The 26,174-nt window shown below is 47.2% G+C and carries 22 protein-coding genes and 4 pseudogenes; 12 read left to right on the forward strand and 14 right to left on the reverse strand.

The features are described from left to right. Nucleotides 1–297: 297 nt before the first annotated feature. The 3 genes and pseudogenes from SD71_RS03140 to SD71_RS03150 form a co-directional block, all read right to left on the reverse strand. Nucleotides 298–3,018 carry a PAS domain S-box protein gene (locus SD71_RS03140; RefSeq protein ID WP_041059297.1) on the reverse strand — a complete coding sequence of 907 codons (2,721 nt, stop codon included), beginning with the start codon at nucleotides 3,016–3,018 and terminating at the stop codon, nucleotides 298–300. Nucleotides 3,019–3,215: 197 nt separating this feature from the next. Further along, nucleotides 3,216–3,479 (reverse strand): annotated as a pseudogene (locus tag SD71_RS22825) (ArsR/SmtB family transcription factor); the annotation flags it as partial. 190 nt (nucleotides 3,480–3,669) lie between these two features. Then, nucleotides 3,670–6,085 (reverse strand): annotated as a pseudogene (locus tag SD71_RS03150) (penicillin acylase family protein). Nucleotides 6,086–6,239: 154 nt separating this feature from the next. Here SD71_RS03150 and SD71_RS03155 point away from each other — a divergent pair. After that, complete coding sequence (locus SD71_RS03155) at nucleotides 6,240–6,878, forward strand: HD-GYP domain-containing protein (protein WP_052475884.1); 639 nt, start codon at nucleotides 6,240–6,242, stop codon at nucleotides 6,876–6,878. Nucleotides 6,879–6,896: 18 nt separating this feature from the next. After that, nucleotides 6,897–7,181 (forward strand): hypothetical protein, encoded by a 285-nt coding sequence (locus tag SD71_RS03160; protein WP_041059304.1) that lies wholly within the window; start codon nucleotides 6,897–6,899, stop codon nucleotides 7,179–7,181. A 67-nt stretch (nucleotides 7,182–7,248) separates the two neighbouring features. Here the strand turns inward: SD71_RS03160 and gntK are convergent. From gntK to SD71_RS24650, 7 genes and pseudogenes are all read right to left on the reverse strand, one after another. Continuing rightward, nucleotides 7,249–8,789, reverse strand: a pseudogene (gene gntK / locus SD71_RS03165) (gluconokinase). A 39-nt stretch (nucleotides 8,790–8,828) separates the two neighbouring features. Further along, the gene (locus SD71_RS03170; RefSeq protein WP_041059307.1) at nucleotides 8,829–10,190 is read right to left on the reverse strand and encodes a GntP family permease; all 1,362 of its coding nucleotides are present in this window, start codon (nucleotides 10,188–10,190) and stop codon (nucleotides 8,829–8,831) included. A 143-nt stretch (nucleotides 10,191–10,333) separates the two neighbouring features. After that, entirely contained in the window at nucleotides 10,334–11,005 is a 672-nt protein-coding gene (locus SD71_RS03175; protein ID WP_041059804.1) for a GntR family transcriptional regulator, read from the reverse strand. Nucleotides 11,006–11,105: 100 nt separating this feature from the next. Then, on the reverse strand, nucleotides 11,106–11,342 hold the full coding sequence (locus SD71_RS03180; protein ID WP_041059310.1) for a DUF6953 family protein: 237 nt from the start codon (nucleotides 11,340–11,342) through the stop codon (nucleotides 11,106–11,108). A 15-nt stretch (nucleotides 11,343–11,357) separates the two neighbouring features. Beyond that, nucleotides 11,358–12,089: a ZIP family metal transporter gene (locus SD71_RS03185; RefSeq protein WP_041059314.1), complete on the reverse strand. Its 732-nt coding sequence runs from the start codon at nucleotides 12,087–12,089 to the stop codon at nucleotides 11,358–11,360. 823 nt (nucleotides 12,090–12,912) lie between these two features. Further along, nucleotides 12,913–13,749 (reverse strand): S8 family peptidase, encoded by an 837-nt coding sequence (locus tag SD71_RS24645; protein ID WP_235426967.1) that lies wholly within the window; start codon nucleotides 13,747–13,749, stop codon nucleotides 12,913–12,915. A 10-nt stretch (nucleotides 13,750–13,759) separates the two neighbouring features. Then, the gene (locus tag SD71_RS24650) at nucleotides 13,760–14,104 is read right to left on the reverse strand and encodes a hypothetical protein (protein ID WP_235426968.1); all 345 of its coding nucleotides are present in this window, start codon (nucleotides 14,102–14,104) and stop codon (nucleotides 13,760–13,762) included. A 432-nt stretch (nucleotides 14,105–14,536) separates the two neighbouring features. Here SD71_RS24650 and SD71_RS03200 point away from each other — a divergent pair. Both SD71_RS03200 and SD71_RS23450 read left to right on the forward strand, forming a co-directional pair. Next, nucleotides 14,537–16,080: pseudogene (locus SD71_RS03200) on the forward strand (sodium-dependent transporter). After that, nucleotides 16,077–16,181, forward strand: coding sequence for a MetS family NSS transporter small subunit (locus SD71_RS23450; protein WP_152619316.1), 105 nt, complete (start codon nucleotides 16,077–16,079; stop codon nucleotides 16,179–16,181). The pseudogene SD71_RS03200 and the gene SD71_RS23450 overlap by 4 nt, the downstream one beginning before the upstream one ends. 96 nt (nucleotides 16,182–16,277) lie before the next feature. Here the strand turns inward: SD71_RS23450 and SD71_RS03205 are convergent, their stop codons facing one another. Then, nucleotides 16,278–16,589 (reverse strand): hypothetical protein, encoded by a 312-nt coding sequence (locus tag SD71_RS03205; RefSeq protein WP_041059320.1) that lies wholly within the window; start codon nucleotides 16,587–16,589, stop codon nucleotides 16,278–16,280. Between the two features lie 238 nt (nucleotides 16,590–16,827). On the opposite strand from SD71_RS03205, the gene SD71_RS03210 reads away from it, so the two are divergent. Beyond that, nucleotides 16,828–17,733: an AraC family transcriptional regulator gene (locus tag SD71_RS03210; protein ID WP_041059323.1), complete on the forward strand. Its 906-nt coding sequence runs from the start codon at nucleotides 16,828–16,830 to the stop codon at nucleotides 17,731–17,733. Nucleotides 17,734–18,520: 787 nt separating this feature from the next. On the opposite strand, the gene SD71_RS03215 is transcribed toward SD71_RS03210, so the two are convergent. Further along, complete coding sequence (locus tag SD71_RS03215; protein ID WP_041059325.1) at nucleotides 18,521–18,727, reverse strand: DUF1657 domain-containing protein; 207 nt, start codon at nucleotides 18,725–18,727, stop codon at nucleotides 18,521–18,523. Between the two features lie 258 nt (nucleotides 18,728–18,985). Between SD71_RS03215 and SD71_RS03220 the strand changes: the two genes are divergently transcribed. The 4 genes from SD71_RS03220 to spoVAE are packed head-to-tail and all read left to right on the forward strand — an operon-like array spanning nucleotide 18,986 to nucleotide 21,713. After that, on the forward strand, nucleotides 18,986–19,846 hold the full coding sequence (locus tag SD71_RS03220) for a DUF421 domain-containing protein (protein WP_041059329.1): 861 nt from the start codon (nucleotides 18,986–18,988) through the stop codon (nucleotides 19,844–19,846). Nucleotides 19,847–19,858: 12 nt separating this feature from the next. Beyond that, nucleotides 19,859–20,344, forward strand: a complete 486-nt coding sequence (spoVAC, locus tag SD71_RS03225) for a stage V sporulation protein AC (RefSeq protein WP_041059332.1) — start codon at nucleotides 19,859–19,861, stop codon at nucleotides 20,342–20,344. A 2-nt stretch (nucleotides 20,345–20,346) separates the two neighbouring features. Next, entirely contained in the window at nucleotides 20,347–21,366 is a 1,020-nt protein-coding gene (gene spoVAD / locus SD71_RS03230; RefSeq protein ID WP_041059335.1) for a stage V sporulation protein AD, read from the forward strand. Then, entirely contained in the window at nucleotides 21,363–21,713 is a 351-nt protein-coding gene (gene spoVAE / locus SD71_RS03235) for a stage V sporulation protein AE (protein ID WP_041059337.1), read from the forward strand. Before spoVAD ends, spoVAE begins: the two co-directional genes overlap by 4 nt. 1,319 nt (nucleotides 21,714–23,032) lie before the next feature. On the opposite strand, the gene SD71_RS03240 is transcribed toward spoVAE, so the two are convergent. After that, complete coding sequence (locus SD71_RS03240) at nucleotides 23,033–23,503, reverse strand: hypothetical protein (RefSeq protein WP_041059339.1); 471 nt, start codon at nucleotides 23,501–23,503, stop codon at nucleotides 23,033–23,035. A gap of 220 nt (nucleotides 23,504–23,723) precedes the next feature. On the opposite strand from SD71_RS03240, the gene SD71_RS03245 reads away from it, so the two are divergent. The 3 genes from SD71_RS03245 to SD71_RS03255 all read left to right on the forward strand — a co-directional run bounded on the left by SD71_RS03245 (nucleotide 23,724) and on the right by SD71_RS03255 (nucleotide 25,000). Further along, the gene (locus tag SD71_RS03245; protein WP_200889544.1) at nucleotides 23,724–24,053 is read left to right on the forward strand and encodes a helix-turn-helix domain-containing protein; all 330 of its coding nucleotides are present in this window, start codon (nucleotides 23,724–23,726) and stop codon (nucleotides 24,051–24,053) included. A 23-nt stretch (nucleotides 24,054–24,076) separates the two neighbouring features. Further along, nucleotides 24,077–24,367 carry a hypothetical protein gene (locus SD71_RS03250; protein WP_041059341.1) on the forward strand — a complete coding sequence of 97 codons (291 nt, stop codon included), beginning with the start codon at nucleotides 24,077–24,079 and terminating at the stop codon, nucleotides 24,365–24,367. Nucleotides 24,368–24,487: 120 nt separating this feature from the next. Continuing rightward, entirely contained in the window at nucleotides 24,488–25,000 is a 513-nt protein-coding gene (locus SD71_RS03255; protein WP_041059344.1) for a hypothetical protein, read from the forward strand. A gap of 75 nt (nucleotides 25,001–25,075) precedes the next feature. On the opposite strand, the gene SD71_RS03260 is transcribed toward SD71_RS03255, so the two are convergent. Then, nucleotides 25,076–26,137 (reverse strand): hypothetical protein, encoded by a 1,062-nt coding sequence (locus tag SD71_RS03260; protein WP_041059347.1) that lies wholly within the window; start codon nucleotides 26,135–26,137, stop codon nucleotides 25,076–25,078. Between the last annotated feature and the right edge of the window lie 37 nt (nucleotides 26,138–26,174).

Genomic DNA, 26,174 nt, shown 5'->3' on the forward strand with positions numbered 1-26,174 from the left:
GCAAACTGATTACAGCATGTTTCGCTAACCCTGTTCCATTGGACTATCCCCTTTGAACAAGTGATTTTATTTTAAACAGCTCACAGGCGATAAATGAATGATTGGTGAAATGTCCTCTGTATAGGGAATCATTGTCACCCTTATATGCCTGGAGTCTGATTAAAAAACCATTTCGTCGAAGGTACAGTAATGAGAAACTCGTTGGTTAAGCCGTCTTTGTATTATTTTATTAACCGTTTACAAAGAAATTAAAACAGCTCCTGAGCCAAAAAATACAACATGCGCTGACCGTGAACTCTACTGTTCGGAACCCCATTTTTGAAGCATTGTGTTCACGTCGTTTAAGGTAATCGGTTTGCCTAGAAAGTCATTCATTCCAGCTTCAAGACACATCTTTTTGTCCTCATCACGAGCGAATGCGGTGACCGCGATGATGACCGGCAATCGGTCCGGCGGAAGCATCTCATGGATCCGCTTGGTTGCGGCGATTCCGTCCATAACAGGCATTTGGAAGTCCATGAAAATAATATCGTATTGCTGCCGGGATACGGATTTCACGACTTCGGCGCCATTGTCCACACCATCCGCGTCATAGCCCAATTTTGCCAGAATTCGCTGCAGCAGCTTTAATTCGACCGGCTGGTCCTCGGCAATCAAGATCCGCAGCGGCTTACCTTCCGGATGAACGGGACGGTCCGGATTAAAGTGTCCATCAGGCTGCCGTCCCAGGTCTACATCTGCGGATGCGCCTGCAATACCTAGAGGAAGACTGAATCGAAAAGTGGAGCCCAAGCCCTCCTCACTTTCCGCTGAGATCGTTCCACCCATCAACTCAACTAACCTTTTGCAGATGGCGAGGCCTAATCCCGTTCCCCCGTATTTGCGGTTGATTGCCGGATGAAGCTGCGAGAAGGATTGGAAGAGCTGATCAAGCTTGTCTGCGGGAATGCCGATTCCTGTGTCTTCGACAAGAAACTCCACCGCAAGAAAATCAGGATCTTTAATCTGCTTGTTATGTATGGAGATTCGGATATGTCCGGTTTCGGTAAACTTAAGAGCATTGCCGATCAAGTTAACGAGCACCTGCCGGATTCGACTCCCGTCTCCCATCACATACTCGGGAATGTAATCATTGATCCGTGAGGTCAGCGCAAGCCTCTTCTCCTCCGCTTTGCCGCTGAAAAGCTCAAGTACGGATCCCATGATCAAACGTAAATCGATCGGTTCAATATTGAGATCGAGCTTTCCTGCCTCAATTTTACTGAGATCTAATATATCGTTCAAAATGTGTACGAGAGCGTCTCCGCTTTTGAGGATAATTTCGAGATAATCCTTCTGTTCATCCGTTAACGGGGTGTCCAGCAGCAGCTCCGTCATCCCGATTACACCGTTCATCGGGGTGCGAAGCTCGTGGCTCATGATTGCGAGAAATTCCGACTTGGCGGAATCCGCCCGTTCAGCCGACTCTTTGGCTTTAATAATTTCGCGCTCGTTCGTAATATCGTTGAAAACGACAACGGCACCCCTGATCTGCCCTCTGTCCATAATCGGCGTAACCTGATATTCCGCGAGAAAGCTTGAACCGTCTATTCTCCAGAAGATTTCTTCCTTCACGTTGCGCGGCAAGCCATCCCTTATCGTTTTGAAAATAGGGGATTCCGCCACCGGGTAGGGTGATCCGTCGGCTCGAGTGTGCTGTATGATTTCGTGATAGTTTCTTCCTTGAAAATGGTCCGCGTCGTAGCTCAGCAGTTCGGCGCCCGCCGGATTGATGAACATGGTACAGCCTCGGTGATCCAGGCCGAATATACCCTCCGAGACCGCATTCAGAATCAAAGAGTGTTGATAGCTTAATTTTTCTATCTGTGCCACATATCTTTTGCGTTCCGTAATATCGACGGCAATGCCATATACACCAACGACCCGGTTGTCCACTATGATCGGCACATTCGTGACACTGACTTCCACCCGATGCCCATTTTTATGGATGATCGTAATTTCGTAATTTTGAGGGATTCCTTGTTTGGCAAGCTCGAAATGAGCGATCGTCTTCTCTAGATCATTGGGGTCGATGACCGGCAGGAAAGTCATGTGGACAAGCTCTTCCTTGCTGAAACCGGTGAGCGCTTCTAAGTTCGTGTTAGCAGAGAGATATTTGCCGTCGAGGTCGAAGGAATACACGCTTGCCGGGCTGTACTCGAAAAGAGACTTGTAGCGTTGCTCGCTCTCCTGGAGAAGTTTCTCGGCCTCCTTTCGTTCCGTAATATCGCGTGAGATCGCAATGATTTCTTTGACGGCTCCGGTGTGCTCATCGTAAGTGTACCGCCCGGTGCTTTCAAACCAAATGTATCTTCCGTCCTTGTGCCGAATCCGGTAGGCGACAGTGTAAGCTCCCTTTTCCTGGATGGCAGCCAAATACTTGTTAACGACAGGAATGTCGGCAGGATAAAAGAAATCGAACGCGCTTTTACCGACCATCTCTTCCGGATCATATCCGAGTAGGTTTAGTGCGGACGGAGAGGCGTACAAATAAGCCGCCTGTGCATTCGCAGCATGCCGGGATATCAGATCCAGCGAATTCTCGGAAATGAGGCGGAATTGTCGTTCGCTCTCTTTCAGGCGTTCTTCTATTAGCTTTCGTTCGTTATCTTCTACTTGAGCGATGTAATACAACGGCTCGCCGCTGTGTTCATTGCGGACCACACTCATATGTACACGAGCCCAAATGAGGCGCCCTTGTTTGTGAATAAATGTTTTTTCGAACTCGATCGTGGACGAATCGCCAGTAAGAAGCTCGTTAGAATCGCAGCCGCTTCCCCTTGCCGGATCAGCCGTATGAGACACTTGGGAATACAGTGATCCCAACAGCTCTTCTTCGGTATATCCGAGCAGCTCGCACAATGCCGGGTTAACCCTGATCCAGGATCCGTTCGCGGGAGATAAGATGCCCATTCCAATCGGAGAGCATTTGAATATATGCTCATATACCGAATGGTTTTGGTGGTCGGTATGCGTCATCTGAATCCCCTTTCGCTAGCAATGCCAATGTTATAGAATAACCGGCAGCGTTATGCTTTAAACGAACGGAAAAGTCAGGCTTCCCGCGTTAACGGCAGACTGACTTCTAGAATATGGATCAGCTATCATTCTCGGCGGACATCCTTTTCTTGCAGTTCCCGCAGATAATCGTCCATGCGATCGAATCTCCCGCCCTACAAACGGCGGAACGAATCAACCCAAGCATCCAGCTCATCGAACGGCTCGGGTCGAAGCTTGTAGATACGCCGGTTGGCGCTTGGATGCACCTCAACGAGCCCGGAATCGCTAAGAACACGAAGATGTTTGGAAACTTGCGGCTGGTGGAGCCCAAGTCGTTCGGCTATTTCACCCACTGTAAGGGGTCCGTCCCGCAAGAGCTCGACAATGTGTAAGCGGTTGGGCTCGGCAAGTACACTCAAAGTTGTTATTTTCACGCCCATATAAAGTTTCTCCTTCCCACCAAAATATACCAAATAAGGAATATGCCCGTAAAGGAATATTTAAATTAAAGCATTTCCCAATTTAAGTCTTTCTATCCATCCCCGCCTATATACAGTTTCGCGTTAACAAACAAAGAGTGCAAACTGCTGCCAGTTTGCACTCGATTCTTGTATCTATTGCGGGTCCGCTTTACTGCGGAATGAGCTGCAAGCGGTACCCTGCCCCACGATATTTGCTTTGTTCCATATTCGTTTCGTGGTAGCTTCCCGTTGTCCACTCGTCTATCTGGTCGTGATACCAACGACTGAGCAGATGTCCGGATTGGCCTGGCCCTACCACATTATACGATTTCATCGGGTTAGCCAGATCGATCACGGTGCGCCAGGCTCCGCCATGAGTCACTTCGCCCGTTTCATTATCCCAGCCGGCTGCTCCGACAGTGACCCGGCTGCCGCCCATAGCGACGGCTTTCGCATTAAAAATCAAATCCAGCGGTTTGACCGCACCAAGCGGGTGGGCGAACTTAACCTGATGGAACTTTCCCCACTTCCACTTTGCCGGTTTCTTACCCTGGCGATCAACCGCCTCATCTACCGCTAATTGAAAGGCAAGATAGGCAACCTGCTCGATACCGCCTTTGTTGCTAATCCACGGACCAGGCTTACCCTCCAGCGCCTTACGCAGCAGCTCATCCCGAACGATCGCCTTGTCTTCGAACATTTTCATCATATCGTCGGTCACTTCAGGCTTGAACACAACCTCTTCAAGCTGAGCGATCCAAAGGGCGAACAGAAGGGGACCGCCTTGATCCGGATCATCTTGCTTATTCCAAGCCTTCAACAGCTTCACAGCTTCCTGGTCCAACGGACGCAGAGAACCGTTTTTCTCAACCGCTGACAGCATCCCCGGCAGAAACTCCTCCGCCAATAGATTATGCCGGTCGAATTGAAGCTTTTGGAGATCTTCCATCTGCAGCACCGGCTTACTATCCAGAACTTGCTGTATGCGCGTCTGACGGTACGGCTCTGCCCAACTGTTGGAGATGTGGTACGGATAGCTGTCATCGATAACCTTATTATTAGCGGTGGAAATATACCCTTTAGGCGGATTTACGGTGGTGGGCAGCTCTTCCCATGGAATAAATCCTGTCCACTCATATTCATCCGTCCAACCAGGCACGGGAACCATGCTGTCGCCTTTTTTTTCGGATCGGGATTTTGCCGTTTGCTCTGTAAGCAATGGTTCCGTCTTCCGAGGCAAAGACGAAGTTCTGTGCAGGAGCCTCGAAATACGTCAACGCCTCTTTAAACTCCTCCCAATTGCGTGCTTTGCCGAACCGTTGCACGGCTTCAAGCTCGGTCGTCGCATCAAGTGCTGTCCATCGTAACGCTAGGGCCGTGTCTTGTTGATTATCCTTGGCGAACTCCGAAATAATCGGACCGTGCCTTGTCACAGCCACTTGATACTCAACCGCGGCCGCGCCTTTAACCTTGATTTGTTCGTTATAGAGAGTAGCCGGCTCCCATTTGCCCATATATTCAAATTCATTGGGATTGTTCGGATTCCGTTTCTCGATATACAAATCCTGAACATCCGGCCCCACATTCGTGACGCCCCAGGCGATATGCTCATTGTGGCCAACTATAATACCGGGGACCCCGGCGAAAATCACACCGCTCACATTCAGCTCAGGAGCTTGAAGATGCGTTTCGTACCAGATAGACGGCGTGCTCAAGCCCAAATGGGGGTCATTGGCAAGCATAGGCTTACCGGATGCGGATTTTTGTCCCGAAATGACCCAGTTGTTACTGCCGTTGAACGGGTCCGGGATCGCGGCGGCCGCAACCGTCGCTTGCAGATCAACCGGATTGTCCTTTGCTGCTTGAATGATTGTGGCTCCATCTGCAGGGTATGAAGGAAACAGGTCAAGAGCCATGTCCTCAGACACAGTCTGTAAAAGCTGATAACGAAAAGCCTGGCCTTGCCAATGCCCGCCCAGATCGTACGCCATATATTTACCGATCGCAAGAGAGTCCACAGGCTGCCACTCCGCAGGTTTGTATCCCAATATACGAAACTCGACCGGCAGAGAGCCCGACTCATTCGCTTGTTGTATGTAGTTGTTAACGCCTTGGGCATACCACTCCAGAACATTCTTCGCCTCGGTAGAATACGCCGCCAGAGAAGCTTCGGCCGCACGCTTCAAGCCGAACGCGCGGAAAAACTTGTCGCGTTCCAAAGTTTGCTCCCCGATTACTTCACTTAACTGACCCGATGCTTGGCGTCTGCTCAAATCCATCTGAAACATGCGGTCCTGAGCCGTCACAAATCCTTGTGCCAAATATAAATCGTGCTCATTCTGCGCCTCGATATGCGGAACTCCGTTCTGATCACGCCATACGGAAACCGGATGCTGCAGTCCTGCGATTTCCACTTTCCCTTCGATTACAGGAAGGCTGCTTCGTACGATCCAATAGGCAGCGCCGCTTGCAATCCCAAGCAAAAGCAGCAGTATCAATCCACTTACCCATAAAATTCGCCGCCGCCGCTTTTTCTTGTTGGGAGCCGTACTTGGAGCTGGATTTATTACCGGGGTCGCTTCCATGGCCACATTCCCTTAAAAATGGATTTAAATGCGTTTACATTATATTAATATATTAGAAATTCGTATAGTACATGACGAATAATAGTCTGCGAAAGGTGATATTCCGATCAAATCAGGAGACTCCATCTCCGCTCATCTGATCACTGAACTGGCTATGTTCATTGCGGCTCAGGATACCGAATTTCTTTATGTCGTGTCCAGACCCTTCTTCCACAACTACAGCAGCGTCAATCAGGAGTTACTGGAGCTCGCAGTTCGTATTGAGGAGAAAGACGGATACACATCAGACCATTGTGAACGAATCAAAGCTATATCCATGATGGTCGGGGAAGAGTTAAAGCTGCCTTCACATGAGATGTTTATTCTGAATTTGGCCGCATTTTTCCATGATATCGGTAAGACCAAAGTTCCTGAACACATTTTAAATAAACCCGGCAAGCTGACCTCTGAAGAGTTTGAGATTATGAAATCTCATACGATTCACGGCAAACAATTATTGTATGACAAAGGATTGCCTGATCTGAAAATTGTCGGTGATGTCATTGAGCAGCATCATGAGAAATTTGACGGACAAGGCTATCCTCACGGTTTACAAGGCAAAGAGATATCTATGCTTGCTTCCATAATCGCAGTAGTGGATTCATTCGATGCGATGACCTCAGATCGCGTATATCACAAAGGAATACCTGTTCAAGAAGCTCTGGAGGAAATCATGCGATGCAGCGGAACACATTTTAACACGGAAATTGTGTCCGCTTTTCTCAGGATTGCAGATAAATTGCATAACAATTAGCCTAAGGAGGTGAAACCAATGAGACGAGTTCTTACATTAATCGGTGTTGCATTTATTGCACAAATGTTAATTGCCGGAGCTGTCAGTGCGGCTTATAAACCACAGAACGATTGGACGATCAATCTGAGTGTACCGGTCTCCGTGCCGACTGCGGATACGGCCGCACTCACATTCACTACTCAGCAAGCCGTTCACAGCACCTTGTTCCAAGCGACCGGCGCTTCCGTAGACTATTACTACATATGGTTGAACGTTAATGGTGAACCTGTTGCAGCCATTGACCCGGCGAAATTCTGTTTCTAACTCTTTCTTAATCAGCAAAAAAAAAAACTGACCTCATGGTCAGTGTTTTTTTTAGCGGAGAGGCCTCTCACCATGTCTTCTGCTGAAAAGCCGCTATCGCTTCATATTCCTCTTCAAACTTGCGGGAAATCGAGATATAAATCGGCAGCAGCTCATGGTAAATCTGAGCATTCCTCTTAATCGGCTTGTGAGCATGAGTCGCCCCGACCATGTCGGCAACAATCTCCAGGCGGTCGGTCTTTCCCACCGCATACAGTCCCAGCACCGCTGCGCCCAGGCAGGAGCTTTCATAGCTCTCGGGGATGACCACTTCCTGATCGAAAATATCCGCCATCATCTGCCTCCACAACGCAGAACGGGCGAATCCGCCGGTGGCATGAATTTTCGCAGGACGTCCCATCCTTTCTTCCATTGCCAACAATACGGTGTACAGATTAAAAATGATGCCCTCCAGCACGGCGCGTATCATATGTTCCTTCCGGTGTTGCAGCGTCAAACCGAAAAAGGAGCCTCGGGCATGCGCATTCCATAAGGGAGCCCGTTCTCCCGTCAAATAGGGGTGGAAGATCAATCCGTCCGCGCCCGGTTTTACTTTCTCGACGATCTGCATCAGCAAATCATATGAATCCAAGCCCAGACGGCCGGCGTCTCCACCTCCGCAGCCGCAAACTCGTCCCGCACCCACCGGAACAGAATTCCTCCGTTGTTTACCGCTCCTCCAATGACCCAATGCTTTTCCGTTAACGCATAACAAAAAATTCTACCCTTAGGATCGGTCATCGGCCGGTCAACGACTGTCCGAATGGCGCCGCTGGTTCCGATTGTGACCGCAACGACCCCCGGTTCAATTGCGTTGACGCCGAGATTGGAGAGAACACCGTCACTGGCTCCTACAATGAATGGAGTAGACTGCGCAATCCCCATTTCTGCCGAGAATGCCGGGTTCAGCCCCTTTAATGCATAAGTCGTCGGTACGAGCGTTGACAGTTGGTCCCTTCTAACCCCCGCCAAGGTCAGCGCTTCTTCGTCCCAATCCAATTTCTCCAGGTTCATCATCCCGGTCGCCGATGCAATGGAATAGTCCACGACATATTCGTTGAAAAGCTTGGCCAGGACATATTCTTTTATCGAAATAAACTTGCTCGCCTGTTGAAATAAATCCGCGTGTTCGTGGCGCAGCCACATTAATTTGGGCAGCGGGGACATCGGATGAATCGGGGTACCTGTCCGCAAATAGATCTCATGGCCGCCCATGTCGCGTTTCAACCGCTCAGCCCATTCAGCACTGCGGTTATCTCCCCAAGTGATGCATCGGGTCAGCGGTTTGCCGTCAGCATTGACAGCAATCACACTGTGCATCGCCGAACTGAAGGAGACAAACATTACTTGATCGGCTCTCGCCTCACTCTGAATCATTACCTGCTTTAACGTACGGACGACCGCGTGAAAAATTTCGTCCGGGTCCTGCTCCGCCGTAGATGCGGTAGGTGTATATAACGGATATCCGGCATCCGCCTTAGTTACAACCTTACCGTCTTCTTCGAACAGCACGGCTTTCGTGCTGGTTGTCCCAATATCAACGCCAATCATATATAAACCTTTGCTCACTGATAAACCCCCTCGCTCTCCTGACGAGCTCTTTACCCCTTACATTACGGTGCTGAGGAGAAGAATAAAGATCAATGCCGTCACAGACAAAATGGTTTCCATAACGGTCCATGATTTTAACGTTTGCGGAACGGTCATGTTGAAGAACTCCTTGACCATCCAGAATCCCGCATCGTTCACATGCGACAGCACAAGCGACCCGGCACCTGTCGCAAGTACCGTCAGCTCAATATTGGCATCGGGATTAAGCGCAAGTACCGGAGCGACAATACCGGCCGCCGTTGTCATTGCCACGGTTGCCGAACCGGTTGCGACGCGGATTAACGCAGCTACAAACCAGGCGAACAAAATAATATTGATATTAGCTTGGGTTGCGATCTCGGCAATCGCTCCGCCTACGCCGCTTGTTATCAATACTTGTTTAAACGCTCCGCCGGCTCCGATAATCAAGATGATCGTTGCGGTAGGCGCCAAGCACTCGCTTGTGAAACGGGATATGTCTTCTTTATTGAAGCCCCTTGCAAACCCGAGTGAGTAAAAGGCGAACACAACGGAGATCAGCAGCGCAATAATCTCATGGCCGATAAATTGGGCGAACTGTGTAAAGCCGTTAGTCGCATCCGGATCAGCAATGATAGCCACCGACCCTACTAACATCAATATAACGGGCAGCAGTATCGTAAACAACGTGATTCCGAAGCCCGGAAGATCACGTGTAGCCTTGGAAGCGAACTGTTCGGCCAGCTCGGCCGGAGGTTCAACCTGGATTCGCTTGCCGATGTATTTACCGAAAAGAGGACCTGCAATAATCGCGGTCGGCAAACCGATAAGAATCGAATACAGAATCGTGCGGCCAAGATCCGCACCGTATGCTTCAATGGCAATCATTGGAGCCGGATGCGGCGGCACCAGCCCGTGAACGGTAGATAGGCCGGCTAATACCGGTATCCCGATCTGCAGCAAGGACATCTTTGTTTTACGCGCTACGATGAACACGATCGGAATTAACAGAATGACACCGACCTCGAAGAACACCGGTATCCCTACAACAAATCCGACGATCATCATCGCCCAATGGACACGCTTCTCGCCGAATTTATCGACGAGCGTGGTGGCGATCCGTTCGGCTCCGCCGGACTCCGCCATCATTTTACCGAGCATGGTACCGAGTCCGATTACGATGGCAATTGTGCCTAATGTGCCGCCTAATCCACTGGTTACCGCTTTAATAATATCCGGTGAGCTCATTCCGGCTAGAAAACCGAGAAGGAGCGAAGAGATCAGCAATGTAACGAACGGGTTCCATTTGTATTTGGCGATAAGTACGACAAGAAACACAATACAGACCAATGCCCAAATAATTAACGTCAGATTATGACTGAGGCCGAAAATACTGTTCATGATTAATCTTCTCCATTTCTTCTGTTAATGTCATAGGACGTTTACTAGTGTGCCCGATTTTGGAAAAAACCGATACTTAATTTCGATAACTGGTATACTTGTCGACAAGTTAAGCGCGAATAGGGACGAGTTGCCTGCTCGACTCATGACAAACTGCTGTGCAGGGTGACTTTCGAATCCGCGAAGTAATCTTGGACAACATTCCGGATCACGTTTACATCCTTTGTCTCAAGACCGCTGACAATCTTGCGATGCTTATCGATCACCATGCTCAGCTTGGCTGCCCCCTGGGAGAACACCTCCTCGGTAGTAATCAGCATCACAGTAAGAACGATTTGACGGATGCTTTTCCACAAATGCTGAATTCTTGCGTGTTTGGCTTCGATAATAATGGCTTCATGAAAACTAAAGTCCAGGTTCGAGAATGCAATCATGTCCTCGTGCTTTACGGCGAGCTCCATCTTGTCAATCATTTGCCGCAATTTTTCAAGCAACTTGCCGTTGTCCACTGCCGCCAGCCGCTGTTGAGCAAAGCTCTCGATGAGAAAACGGACATCATACAACTCATCAAGGTCCTCGTCACTTAGGCCCAGCACAACCGCACCCATTCTCTCCAGACGGATCAGGCCCTCATTTGCTAACGCTTTCAGAGCTTCCCTGACCGGTGAACGACTTGTGCCGAACACCGCAGCCACCCGGTTCTCTGAGATGACTTCACCGGCTTTAATCGTGCCGTCAATGACATGAAGCCTTAGCTCGCTGGCAATCCTGTCTCCCAGGGATGCTCCGTGCAGCCATTCTGAAGGATAATGCAGCATGCAGCAGGATCTCCTTAAATAGTGTACTTGTATACAAGTTAGCAAAAACATAATAACGATTTCACAAGAATCTGTAAAGAGCAGGTTCTTGAAAAATTCAGGTCCATCCCCAGAAGAAGCCGTCCCGATCCCAAGCGACTTTACCGCCATGCAGCTTTCGGAACGCCTTTTTCACCTCTTTGGACAGCGACGCATTCCCCTTCTCATTCACAAAAACAAACTCTTCGCCGAAATGATTTCTTATGTATTCAATCGCATCAGCTTGATGAAGGATCCCTCTGAATTTGATTTCTTGTACCATCCACTCGGCGACCTGCTGTTCTGTAATTTCCAAGCGCTGCTCACTCCTCTAGCCAAATACAAAACTGATATATACCATCGCTAACAGCCCCACAATAAACGAATAAGTGGATACCCGTTCGTACCCGTGACCATGGCTTTCCGGAATCAGTTCCTTATATACGATGAACATCATGGCGCCTGCCGCGAAAGATAATCCGAAGCCGATCACCCATTGAATGTAACTGGCCGTAAAATATCCGACGAACGCAGACAGCATCTCCATTAAGCCTGTCAGGGCAACGATCAGTAAAGATTTCAGCTTACGTTGACCCGAGTTCAGAAGGAATACGGCCAGCACCAGTCCTTCCGGCATGTTCTGAGCGCCGATCGAAATCGCCACCATCGGGCCTAATCCTGCATTGTTGCTGGCATAACTGAAACCCGTACTCAGCCCTTCCGGAATGTTATGGATGAATAACGCTATGATGACCAGTAAAGATTTGCTGTCAAAAGAGCTCAGCCCGGAGTCATTCTCCACATCGATGTGCGGAATGTTTCTCTCTATGATATCCAGAGTAATAATCCCGATTAAAAATCCGACGGTCAGTCCGATAATACCGCCTTCTTTAATGGACTGAGGCATAAGCCCGAATGTCGATGCGGACACCATGATCCCCGCCGTGAAAGCGATGAGGACGTCCTTCCACTTTTCGGACAGCTTCTTAATAAACAGCAAAGGAACCGCGCCCAGAACGGTGGCCATCGCCGATATAAAACTACCCAGTAATGCAGTCTCCACCAACAAAGCTCCTTTAAAAATGAAAGTGTCGTTTGAAGTATACCATATTAACCTTTTATGTTATTACCCGCCAATAACAGTCGTGATCATTTCTTTTGTTTCAAATCAAAAAAACGCTGACCTCTTGCGGTCAGCGTTTTATAACGAGCAGCTTCTTAATTTGATTGGTTTCTCACGGCATTCAGTTGATATTCATTCTGATGAAGCTCTTTAATCATCGATTGATATAAATTGCTCTCTTGTCCACCCAATCCGCATCTGTTCTTTTTCAACATCAAATGGCTGATATTCCGTTTCAATATTTCACTCCGTCGCCCGAGGATCTCGATGTAAGTCAAAACTAGAAAACCTCCAATTTTGTTCTGATCATCTGTCTTCTTAAGTATAACGAACACGAGTTGTGAGGGAAAACAGCATATGAAGGCGATTGCCGTTATAGGTCGTATTATAGTAACAATAACATTCCGAGACCTTACGGCGTTCGAAATGTTCCTTGCCTATGCTCCGAATAACTCGTTTTTTCAAAAGTAATACCCGGTAATACAAAACGGCCGCTTCCCGGTATGATGCCGAAAATGGCCGCTTCTGCTCATGCTATTAGAAAAGTGTGAACGACGTCAATGCTGAGCTGGAAGTATAACCGGTCTTGCTAGCTGTTGCTTTTACCCTATAGGTCCCTGTCGCACTGTAAATCGTTGTTCCCATGCTGAAAACGACTTGTCCATTCGTGGAGGTGGCTGCGCTGCCTGTAAGGACAGAGCCGGTCGGCGTGGTAATGTTAACCGTTACGGAAGCTCCGGACAAAGCAAGGCCATTCGCGTCCTTAACATTTACCGTAATTAATACCTTCGCCTGTTATATAAAGACTTTTGTTCGTGGACACTTTCGTGCTCGTCGTCATAGCAGCCGGCGGAGATGTGACTGAACCATATGGCGCCTGAATCAAACCATAGCCGTACCATGTATCCCTGCCGGCCGCACCGAGGTCAACGACGGTTTGATCAAGCTTCGAGCGAAGTGCCGTATACGAGAGTGTCGGATTCGCCTGCTTGATCAGCGCAAGGTTTCCCGTCACGTAAGGCGTAGCCATGGAAGTCCCGCTCATTGTCGCATAGCTGTTGTTCAAGTAGGTGCTTGTGACGTTAACACCTGGTGCGGCCACTTCTACCTTACTTCCAGTTGCCGAGAAATACCCCCTTTGGTTAGTGGAGTCAATAGCAGCGACAGCGATAGCCGATTCATAACGAGCCGGGTATTCCAACGTGTCTCCGCTTCCGTTAGCCGTACCGTTGTTGCCGGCGGCAGCGACGACCAGTATTCCGTTGCTATAAGCTTTATCGACGACTTGATGCAGCGTCAATGAATCCTGCGGACTGCCGAGACTGAGGTTAATCAGATCCATGCGGTTCGTAATCGACCAGTCGATTCCTGCAATGATATCCGACAGATAACCGGATCCGTCGTAGTCGAGCGCTTTTACCGCATAGATACTGGAATCCGGAGCAATGCCGACTACGCCAATGGTGTTATTCCGGGCTCCAATGATGCCGGCCACGTGTGTGCCATGGCCGTTATCATCGGCATACGAAGCGGTATAGGAAACAAAAGATGCGCCACCCGTAACGCTCAAATCTTCGTGCGGGGCGATTCCTGTATCCACTACCGCAATTTTAACGCCTTTTCCCGTGTAGTTCGATGACCAAGCCCTTCGGTGCCTTCGTTTGAGCGATGCCCCAGTCCGCGGTCTGGCTTTGCACGTGCACGATCAGATCTTTTTCAATAAATTGTACATTCGGATCGTTGGTCAAGCTTTGAATGGCTTCCGCAGTCAAGGACACGGACATCGCTTCAACATTTGCAAATTCCCGATGAATCTTACCGTTTTTCTTCAATATCAGGTCTTTGTCTTTCTTATGTTTAAAATGAACGATAACTCTCTCGTCCGGGGATGACGCTTGAGCGGTGAAGGGAAGCGTGCTTACTGCCAGAATGGCGAAGAACAGCAGATAGCTCATTCATATTAGAAGATTTTTCCTTAGGCGACATGAGCAAGATTTCATAGGACCTGAAGAGAGGGACTTTTTTATCATAGATGAGCAGTTAGTCACAGAAAAATCCACTAGGGCCACGCCATTCGGATGATATTAACGAGCATAAGGAGGCGCCAATTACAGCCCGTTTAGTTTTAGATCTTTGTGCTCAGGTGAAATAGAAGTATAAAGGAGGAATTTGGGGATAGTTTATCAAATACATATATTGCTGGGGCACTACTGTTCTATTGCGAAAGCGCATACATCGCACCTTTAAAATTTTACTTCCGTGGCTTTTCTGCTTACATTGGCTTTTTATGTCAATTTTGCGTGAAAGGAGCTGATGGGCCGGTCTCTTTACATGAAATTGTCTAGCGAACGGGCATCTATATTAATTCGGTTGGGAGTGTTATGGAGATGGAACGTGAACAGTGGGGCAGCAGAGTCGGGTTTATACTAGCGGCTTCAGGCTCGGCTATCGGTCTGGGAAATATATGGAGATTCCCTTATGTGGCGTATGAGAACGGCGGCGGAGCATTCTTGATCCCCTATTTCTTTGCGCTTTTGACTGCGGGAATCCCGATCCTCTTGTTGGAATTCGGCATCGGTCGTCTGGGTGGCGGATCCGCACCGTATTCCCTCAGAAGTCTGTCTAAGAGATTTGAATGGTTAGGTTGGCTGCAGTCGTTGATCTGCTTCGTTATCACAACTTATTACGTGGCCGTTATCGCATGGGCATTCGCCTATTTCTTCTATTCGTTTAACTTGGCTTGGGGCGATGATACTCAGGCGTTTCTATTCGGCACTCATCTGGGTCTTCCCGATGACGTGGTCACAGCAAGCGGATGGAACTTTGGCGGCATTCAATGGCGCGTATTGTTACCACTGCTGGCTGTATGGGTTTTACCTACTATGTGCTGTACAAAGGCGTTAAAAAAGGGATCGAAAAGCTAAACGTTATTTTCATGCCTATTTTGTGGGTCATCATGATCCTTTTCGTCATCCGTGCTGTAACGCTTGAAGGGGCTGCCGAAGGATTGAATCACCTGTTCACGCCTGACTTTGCAAAGATTCTTCCCGGCTTCCTCGGCGGAACAAACCCGGAATGGTATAGCGTGTGGATTGCGGCTTACGGTCAAATTTTCTTCAGTTTATCGGTAGCGTTCGCGATTATGATAACCTATAGCAGCTACATGAACAAAAAGATGGAGGTTAACAATAGCGGCTTTATCATGGCTTTCAGCAATAGCGGCTTTGAATTTCTCGCGGCGATCGGGGTGTTTGCCGCTATCGGCTTCATGGCTGCAACGAGTGGAAGCGATGTTAAAGACGTTGCCGCGGCCGGCGTAGGACTGGCGTTCGTCGTATTCCCAAAAATCATCAACGCTTTCCCCGGGATGAATGGATTTTTCGGCGCATTGTTTTTCTTGTCCTTAATTATCGCGGGATTCACTTCGCTCGTTTCCATTATCGAAGTTTTGATTGCCGCAGTTATGGATAAATTCCGCATGACACGTAAAGCTGCCGTCAATTGGGTAGTAGGCATCTGCGCGTTTGTCAGTTTGATCTATGTAACCGGTGCGGGGCTTGTGGTTTTGGACATTGTAGATCATTTCATCAACAGCTTCGGTATCGTCATTTCGGGTCTATTGGAGGTTCTCATGCTCGGTTGGCTCTATAAATTGAGCCGAATTCGGGAGGAAAACAATCTTGTATCCGATTATCGGATCGGAGCCTGGTGGGATGTGATGATTAAATTCGTCACGCCGCTGTTTCTATTGTTTATGACCTATAAGAACTTTGAGTTGGAGTTCTCTAAGGCGTATGAAGGATATCCGGATCACGCGCTGCTGACATTCGGGTGGGGCAGCCTGATACTTTCTGTTATAGCTTGTGTGATCTTAACGTACGGTTTCTCCTGGCACAAGGAGCCACATGAACGGGAGGTATTCAAAGCATGAGCGGCGGCGCGATCGGTATGTTTCTCTTTGGAGCCATCCTCCTGTGGGGCGGAATGGCGGTAACTATTGCAATAGCAATTAAGAAGAACAAGTCATCATAACCTGCGAGTGATGTAAATGCGGAATGGCGTTCAAATTGGCTGACAATTTGAACGCCATTTTTGTGATACAGCGGGTCAACTAAACATCCCTAATTGCTACATTAAATGTACACCATCGGAAGATACCCAATAGTCTTTGAATTTGCCACGCTCTAGAAGAAAAATGTAGGGTCCATCTACAATTGGACCTACCTCGATATCCATTTTTACATCTTTGAAAAACGCACAACCATCCGAGATTATTCCCTTTAATGCTTCTGCTCCTTTTCGATCATCCTTAGATTTACCATCGGTTCTTGCCTGATGGACAGCACAATCGGGAGCGGTCACTTTATCGAGTACTGAAGCATCCTCATTCCAAGCTTTTACCCATAATTGATAGGTTTGTGCTCCTTCTCGTTCAGTCAATTTAAATACCTCCTAACCTAATAGTTTGACAAAAAATATGACTTCTCTCTCTCTATTTTTGATAAACTTGCCACATATAATTTCTACTTCGTTATACAACTATCCCACCCTTTTAGTTTATTGAAATGTCGTACCCGTTTAAAGTAGGATTTCTTTCTGCATGCCGCAGCAAAAAACGTCAAGAACCCCCCGGGGATACATGTTACATTTAGTCCACGAAAGGAGGGGAACACGTCAAATGGGCTATCACAAAAGCATCCAGAAGACGATTGAGCACATCGAGCTCCATTTGGGGGATTCGCTGTCGCTTCATGAGCTCGCGGAAATCACCGGCTTTTCCGACTATCACTTTCATCGCGTCTTCCAAACCATGGTGGGAGATCCGGTAATGGAATATGTCCGGAAAAGAAGGCTTGCGAGAGCAGCAAGGGAGGTCGCGAATCTGGACAAGAGAATCGTCGACATTGCGCTGGATCACGGCTTTCAAACCCATGAAACGTTTACCCGCGCTTTCAAGAAGCTGTTCGGCATGACGCCAGGAGAGTATCGGAAGAGCGGGATCCGCACACCCGCCTATCCGAAGGCCGACGTTCTGAGCCGCAGATTCAATCCATACTTGGGAGGAATTCGAATGGATTACCGTATCGTCACCAAACCGGCATTCAAACTGATCGGGTACGAGCTCCGCACTACGAGTGAGGAAGGACAGAACAACAAAGAAATTCCGGCGTTCTGGCAGCGCTATTTGGAAGAGAGAAAGGGAGAAAGAATACCGAACGCGGTTCACAAAGACAGCGTGGTGGAACTCGGACTGTGTACGGATTTCGAAATGGATACCAGCCGCTTCTCTTACATCATCGGGATGGAGGCCGAGCATTTCGGCAATGTGCCGGAGGATTTGGTATGCAGGGAGTTCCCCGAAGCGACCTATGCAGTCTTCACGACGCCAAAAGCGAGGCATGAAGATTTCGTTTCGTCGATCCAGTCGACCTGGATGACAATATTCGGGGAATGGTTCCCGCATTCGGGATACGAGCACTCCGGCGGGCCGGAATTCGAATGGTACGACGAAAGATGCCATCAGGACAAACATGAGCTTCTGCAGATCGACATCTACATTCCGGTGAAGAAAAAAGAAGGGTGATACCACAGAGAGCTGCCGCGCCGGCGGCTTTTTCTTATTTCTCTCATTCGATGAAATAAATCAAACCAGCAATCGCAAACGAAACGACCCCCGCTAATGCTGACCACGTAGCTACCTTATTTTTTAATGGGCGATCTTCCTCAGATTCTGAATAAAAATTGCCTCGTTGTTGGTAGTAATCAAAAACTTAATTACGTTTATTTCCAGCAAGGGTTACAGACGCATGGCTTGGAATGAAGCTCCTCCTCTTTCAAGTGGTTAGTTGCACAAAAAAAGTGTCGCCGAACAGCCGTGTATTCCAGTATTGTGCCCGTTAGCTTAATACAAAAGAGGTGCCTATTTGCACCTCAGGCCTAATCACATGTTAAGTTGAAGTTTCAGGTAGTTCGCTTTGATGTAGTTGTAACCTGAAATATACAAGGCAGCAGCCCTACGTAGTTTATGCTATCGCCGTTAGTGCAGTAACTTTATAGTCGAACCATTTTCTTTCTATGATTTCCGAAAGTTCATCAACTGTTTTTTCTAAGTATACTTTCCGAAACATATCATGAATTTCATGATATTTCGCTTGGCAGTGTTTCCTATTGTAACGTTTTTTATCAATGGAACTTCCTGCATCTTAGGTTACCCAAAAGAAGTGATATTTATCATACCGGGTGCTCACCTTGTGGTTGGTGCCAATATAAAGAACGCCCTTGCACTTCCTGTTAGGGCGGGTGAAAGGGCGCTCAAAGCTTAAGTTTTTCTGGTTATAGAATAGAGACTTATATCCATCAGATCTGTATTTTTAAAAACCTTTATATTGAGGTTCTTGGTTTTCTATTTGTGAAACACGGTTTTCCACTTGTTGAAGGATTTCTTGTGTTTGCTGCGCTGCATTTGTAAAAAGATTTTTAGCTTCCTGATTTTCCGTTTCCAGAGCAAACTGTTCAAGGCTAGCTTGCGCACTTTTTAAAGAAGCCATGCATGTTTTCACCTGAGATGCTACAGTCATTGCTACGCTCACCTCCTCTGCTGCTAAATGCCTAACTCACCACTCGCTAAAAAGTAACAAAAATAATATGTTCGTTTTAATCATGATGATACAAGGTAATTTCAGTAAATCTAATTACGCATTCCCATTTGTCAAACCGTTATGCGTTGTTAAACCATTCCTGCTTCCATTCGTGGGAAAACATTTCTCGGCTTATACAGGGCATTTCGGCACACAATCTTGATGCGGAGGTAATGTTGACTAAAGGAGGATCGTACCGTGCCCACTGGATTGGAAGTTGCTTATCGAACGTTAATAGCGGTAGTTGTTCTTTTCGCTATGACTAAGGTCTTGGGTAAAAGACAAGTATCCGAGCTGTCGATGTTTGAATACATCACCGGTATTACGCTCGGCAGCTTGGCAGCTTACATTTCTTTAGATACAGACGCGTCTTGGTATTTAGGAATAATCGCTATAGGGGTTTGGGGTCTTGTTACTTTGGGCATTGAATTCCTCCAGATAAAGAGTAAAAAAGCACGGGATTTTATTGACCACAAAGCAACTGTATTGATAAAAGACGGCAAAATAATGGAAGACAATCTGAAACAAGTAAGGCTGACCACCGATGAACTCATGGAGCAGCTGCGAAAGAAAATGGTATTTAAAGCTGCTGACGTCGAGTTTGCGATCATGGAACCCAGCGGTGAGATTAACGTTCTCTTGACGCGTGATAATCAACCGCTTACCCCAAAGCATCTTGGAATCAAAGTGGCGCCCGAGCAGGAGCCTCAAACGGTTATTATGGACGGAAAAATAATGGACGAGCCGTTGGCCACAATCGGGTTAAGTCGGCAATGGTTAAATACGGAGTTAAACAAGTTGGGTGTGCCGATTGAAAATGTGTTTCTTGGGCAAGTCGATTCATACGGTCAATTGTATGTGGATTTATTTGACGATCAAATTAAAGTGCCTTTGCCGCAAAAAAAGGCAGCTCTGTTCGCCATATTAAAAAAATGCGAAGCCGATCTGATGTTGTTTGGGTTGACAACGAGACATAAAAAGACAAAAGAGATGTACGAGCAGTGCGCGAAACAAATGGAGCGCGTCATCGCGGAGCTGAAACCCGTACTTCATCGATAAAGGAGAATTGTCATGGCGAACAACAAAAGGAAGAACCTGACTGCCGTGCAGCAGGAATATAAAGAACTGGCCAAAAAAAGAGAACCGGCCAGACCGGTTTCTAAAAATTGTGTTCGTGCCTTTCTGGTGGGTGGAGCGATCTGTTTGTTGGGTCAAGGGATCCAGGAGATTTTTGTCCATTATGCCGGTTTTAATGAGAAAGAGGCAGGCAATCCTACGGTTGCAATATTAATCCTGATTTCTGTCATTTTAACCAGCTTGGGTGTATACGATAAGATCGCTCAATTTGCCGGTGCCGGATCTGCTGTACCTGTTACCGGTTTTGCCAATACGATGGCTTCGGCTGCTATAGAACACCGAAGTGAGGGACTTGTCTTAGGCGTTGGCGGGAAAATGTTTAAAGTTGCCGGGCCTGTCATTGTTTACGGTACTGTCGCCGCATTTATTGTGGCTATCCTGCATCTGCTGTTCAATCCAAACGCTTTAGGAGGGAAATAAGCATGCTGCAAGGATACCAAAGCTGGACATTTGAGAATCGTCCGATCATACGTGCTGCCGCAACCGTTGTCGGTCCATTTGAAGGACAGGGACCGCTCGCGAACGATTTTGACATAATCCATGGGGATTTAATGTTAGGCCAGGAAAGCTGGGAAAAAGCGGAGAAGACGTTGCTGGAGGAAGCGTCGAAGCTGGCTGTGGAGAATGCAGGGTTGACCAAGGAACAGATTAATTTCTTTATCGGCGGGGATCTAATGAATCAAATCATAAGCACCAGCTTCGCTGCGCGCACGTTGGCAATTCCTTATCTAGGGGTGTTTGGAGCATGCTCTACTTCAATGGAAAGTTTGGCGATAGCCGCAAATTTGATAAATTCCCGTTCAGCTAAGTATGTGCTCGCTGCTGCTTGCAGCCATAATTCCGCTGCAGAAAAACAATACCGTTATCCGACGGAGTATGGTTCTCAGAAACCGCCGACAGCGCAATTTACGGTAACGGGGGCTGGTGCATCTGTTGTTTCGCAAGAAGGCGAAGGTATGGCCGTCACATCAGCGACAATTGGCAGAGTTATCGATATGGGCCTTACTGATCCATTTAATATGGGCGCTGCCATGGCACCCGCCGCTGTCGACACGATTCAAGCTCATCTACGGGACCTGCAAATACAACCCGGGTACTATGACCTTATTGTTACCGGAGATCTTTCCAAGGTAGGCTACGAAATTGCATGTGACTTATTTGAAAAACATCATGTACCGATCAAACAAACCGAATATTACGACTGCGGAATGATGATTTACGACTACCAAAAACAGTCGGTACAAGCAGGCGCAAGCGGCTGTGGGTGTTCTGCGGTTGTTACTTATGGACATCTGCTGAAACGAATGCGTAAGGGGGAATTAAACCGAATTTTGATCGTGGCTACCGGTGCATTATTATCCCCAATTTCTTTCCAACAAGGTGAAAGCATTCCTTGTGTTGCTCATGCGGTATCCATTGAGAATGGAGGAGGCTACAAATGATCTTTTTATGGGCTTTTATTATTGGCGGAGCCATCTGTGTTTTCGGACAAATATGTTTCGATGTGTTTAAAATGGATCCAGCGCATACGATGACGCTGCTGGTGGTGCTAGGAGCCGCCTTTGATGGGCTCGGACTTTATGACCCGCTTATCAAATTCGCAGGTGCTGGCGCAACTGTACCCATTACAAGCTTTGGTAATTCACTTGTACATGGGGCTTTGCAGGAATTACAAAGTAATGGGTGGATTGGGGTTATAACGGGGATATTTGAAGTTACCAGCGCAGGGATTTCCGCCGCGATCATCTTTTCATTCCTTGCAGCTGTGTTTGTAAAACCAAAAGGATAGTGAACAAAAAAATAAGTTACCCCGGATTTCGCCAAGCCATGTCATTCGGCATATTTGGACCGATGACCGCCATGAGTCGCCATCCGATACTGAAAACCGCCTGCGCTCGCATCACTTTTTGATCCGCACAAAATCGACAATGATATTCGCTGTTTTGACTTTGCTGGTTTCGTTCGTTTTGTTGATTAGTGTTGTCTGTGTTATTTTCGTCGTTCTGCGTTACATCCTGGACAAGGTTTTGCAGGGCATGATCTCATTAGTGAAGGCTGTCTGAATAGACCAAGACCGAAAGCAGCAGGTTCCGTCACCCTTCACTTACCCGTGCCCTTCCGCAACGATGAGATGGCAAAGAAGTGAGTAAACATCAATAGACATGTGGATAATAATATCCCGGGGTTATCTGAAAAGGAGGAAATGATTCACTAACTTCCCATGATTCAACGATACGACGAGCGGTAAGAAAGTTGTATCCCCTGCCCACCAAAAAACTGGTGGCCGCAACTTCGAACATGGCGTGAGAGGGCGAGGTAAGTGACATTTCATATAATCCATGACTAACAATCGGTTCAACCGAACTAAGCACGTAATTTCTAAATGCAAGTTGCGGCATTTATTTCACGGACCTTTCATGAAATGTTGCTTAAAGAGCCCTTAAGTTACATTTTTCATTTCTGTTTCATTACTGCACAATCGTAATCCGTTAATTTAACAAGACCCAATAATATGTTACATATTCGCCGAATTTGTTCACAGTCATTAATGTTATTAATGGTGCTCGTTTATCGTTTTCAACGGTTTTGACTAATTGAGCAAGCTATGAATGTAAGCGATTACAATACTAAACAATGTTGACAGCTTCAAATTAGAGAATAATAGATTCAAAAAAATAATGTGTAAAGATTGAAGAAGAATGCTAGATCAATTATGACGATGCTAGTTACTAATAGAAGAAAAATCCACTTCTTTCATACACCTTCAAGCAACTCTGGTTCTTCAGGTGAAGCTTTTACAATTGCCTCAATAATTTGATACAACCAAAAAAAAAGATACAAAAAGTAACAACCCTAGCATAGGGAACATAAAAAATAGCCAATGTATACTAAACAATAGATACAATAAGCAACAAATGAATGGAATTATTACATACTTGAAGCCCTTTTTGAATTCTCGCTTATATATCTGTCCTAATCCTGGGTGAAGCACTGACATTGCACCTGCTAAAAATTTATGCTTCACATTGTTTACTCCTAACTAATTAAATGGTTTATTCCCGCCTCTCGGATGATGAATTCAATTTTTGTGTTGTCAGATAGCCCTCTCTACCTATCCATCTCCGCAAGCCCCGTGATTTCCTTATATCTAGGTGCTTGTATCGTCTCGGATACAGTTATGGTTTTCGTCAGCCCCGCAAAAACAACAAATTTAACTGTCGCTTCTGCGTGAAGTTGAGATATGTAGTCAGTATCCATTTTAAGGCTTTCCATCTTGGAAAAAGGGGACGTTTGGCTTTGCAGCCCCTCAAACATGACTAAGTTAAGTCTTGAATATACGCTAGACATGAAGTGGGAGTTATTTAAATCGGGCCCGTAAAATTCTTTACCGTTATTCATCACTTTAACACGGGGAGTGTCAGTCGCCGCTTTCTGTAATGCTGTGCCCAGCAGTCCCTTTACTCTGGCTTCCATCTTGTGAGTTTGTGAAGATTCAATGAAAAGCCAACTAAACCACCCAATGAAGAAAATAATCAAAATAGCAGAGTATAAATACTTTTTTTTGAGTTGTATCTGCAACCGTATCTCTCCTTATGTTTTTATAACAGGATATTTAGCAAATACTCCTTTCAATAAAGACACGCAGAAAGAGAAAAAGTTGCATCTGCTTCAATGTAACTTAGAAAACGCTCACGGTCTGTGTTTTTTTTGCAGGTCATCTCAACCTATAGGTTAATGTTGAATTCACAAGCATGTTATGAAAACTGCAGTCTTGTTATATTCTCATTGGGTGATAACTGTGAGTTTCGATAATCAGATGATCGGCAATCGAATTAGAAAGGCTCGCGAAGATAAAGGGATCACACAAGAGATTTTGGCTGAGTCAATGGACGTGTCCAATGCCTACATAAGCAAGATTGAAAGAGGAAGAACCCCTGTAAATCTTGATAATCTGGATAAAATATGCGCTGTACTGGAGACCTCTCCGGAATACATTTTGCACGGAACCAATACATCAACCGACGAATATATGCGAAACGAAATAATAGATATGCTTCAAGGCTGCTCCGCAGAGAAAATCAAACTCATCGCGCAAGTGATCAAGCCCATCGTCGAATACAAAGGATGATATTGTCCGGGAGGCCGCATCCATTGAGTCTGGCTTTGCATTGGGCACATACGCTCATACAAAAGAAGCTCCACGCACTCTCATTCACGCACCTCTCAGTTCGCATTCACGACAGCAATCTAGTGATCTATTCCATTGAACATGAAAATGAAGCTTATCGTGCCATTCTAACCCGGTTTCGAAGCAACGAATTCATGCTTTGCATCGCGAACCATCGCGGCAGCTGGCAGCCGACTCCATTCATCGGAACACCGTCCGAGATGATAGCTATATTGACCGGGCGTCTGGCATTTGTTTTGGCAAGATGGCATTGAAGAAATTGTCCATGTCATGCTATACTCTAGTCACAAATTAAAACAAACACGGAAGCACCGTGCCTGCAGAGAATTCGACTCTGTATGCGCGGTGTTTTTTTGTTGCGGAGGAGGATGTTTATGTACAAGAAAGTAGTCACTCCTAAGAAAATCACACAACAATGGCTGGATCGGGCATTTGCCCCTTTGCGGAATTACTTGAACAGCCATCACCCAGAACATGCTGAACGGATCATTGGGCTCATCATGTTTATGGCTAATCAGGACGATCGGTTCTTTTACAAACACAGGGTTACCAAGGGATACATCGTTTTCGATCAAGCAGGACAATTGGTTTCATGTGATGAATCGGCTCTTGAATATGAGTTTGATTGGATGTCTGAGATGCCGGCAATCCGGCCATTTGAGGAACGCTTTATTCACCCGAATGTAAGCGGCTGGGTTCGGGACAACTTGCGCAAAAAAGATACCGAGACGTATGGAGAAGAGGTTTCTATATTTTTGCAGGAATTATGGGGACCGACCGTGAACTACGATTTCACGAATTTGGCCGTGGGCTGTCCGCCGAGAAATGGATCTCACCTTTATGAGGGATCGTTTGGCGCAGTTGTTGAAAGCTGCGCATTAATATGAGAAAACACCGTGCAGCAGGAAAGATCCCGGCTAACACGGTGTTTTGGTTTGCTATTTACTCAATAGGTTGTGCATTTAAGCTTCGGTACTGGATTGGCCGCTGAACTCAGCATTTGCCTGTGCGTCCGCTTCGAATGCAGCTTCGCCGCTAAAGTCTGCTGTGCCTTCGACACTGGCTTGAGCATCCGCTCCGAATTTCGCATCACTGCTCAAGTCGGTCGTCAACCGGCTGTTGCTTTCAAGCTGACCATTGACGTCGGCTTTACCTTGCACATCAGCCTGAACATCCGTGTCGATTGACACATTGGCGTTGAAGTCAGCTTTGAAGTCAGTTGTGAATTCGCTGCTGCCCGCGATATCAGCATAGGCTTTTGCCTCGCTCGCGACCTTAGCATGAACCGCTGCATCAATTGTTGCGTAGTCGGTGAGGTCGACAGCGAATTCACTGTCGCTCCCCAACTCGGCATTCGCATTGGCCCCAGCAGTTGCCTTAGCATCTGCTGTCGCATTGAGAGTGGCACTTTTAGTGAGCTTGGCAGTTAATTTTCCAAAGCTTCCAACGTTTGTTACAGCATTAGCATTAGCTTTAGCTTTAGCACTAACATTAGCTTTGCCTTCGACTGCAGCTTGTACTTTCGTGTCACCTGCAACAGCGGAGGTCAGACCAGCCATAAGTTGGCTGTCAGCGTTCATCTCCACGCCGGCATCAACTTTGTTTTCTGCCGAAGCTTGGATGACCCCATTGGCCGCTGAACCCATCATCAGGTCGGCCGCCATCCCGCTGCCGATTTTAAGATCAGCTTGAGTATCTGTCTTACTTTCGATTGCAGTATCAACGTTGCCGGCGACTGCAGTGTCGGAGCTGGAGCTCACATCAGCCTTCAGTTCGCTGACGTTTGTCAGCGCGGCATTCGCATCAGACTGTGCAGCAAGCGTAGCAGCAAGCGCCTTATCAATCGCAGCATCAACGGTACTTTGAACCGCGGCTTGTACATCCACTGTAGCTGCGGATCCCGTTGCCATCGAAGTACCGACCTTCGTTGCCGCTTGAACTTCGTGGTTCAAGCCCAAGCTGAGGCTGCCCTCGCCGGCAGCATAGCCGACTTGGCCGGCAGCAAACAATCCCAATACTTGCACCAGAGAACACCGAAACCTTCACCCATTGACTTACTTT

Origin of the sequence: Cohnella kolymensis, assembly GCF_000829465.1 — a bacterium.
Classification (GTDB): Bacteria; Bacillota; Bacilli; order Paenibacillales; family Paenibacillaceae; genus Cohnella; species Cohnella kolymensis.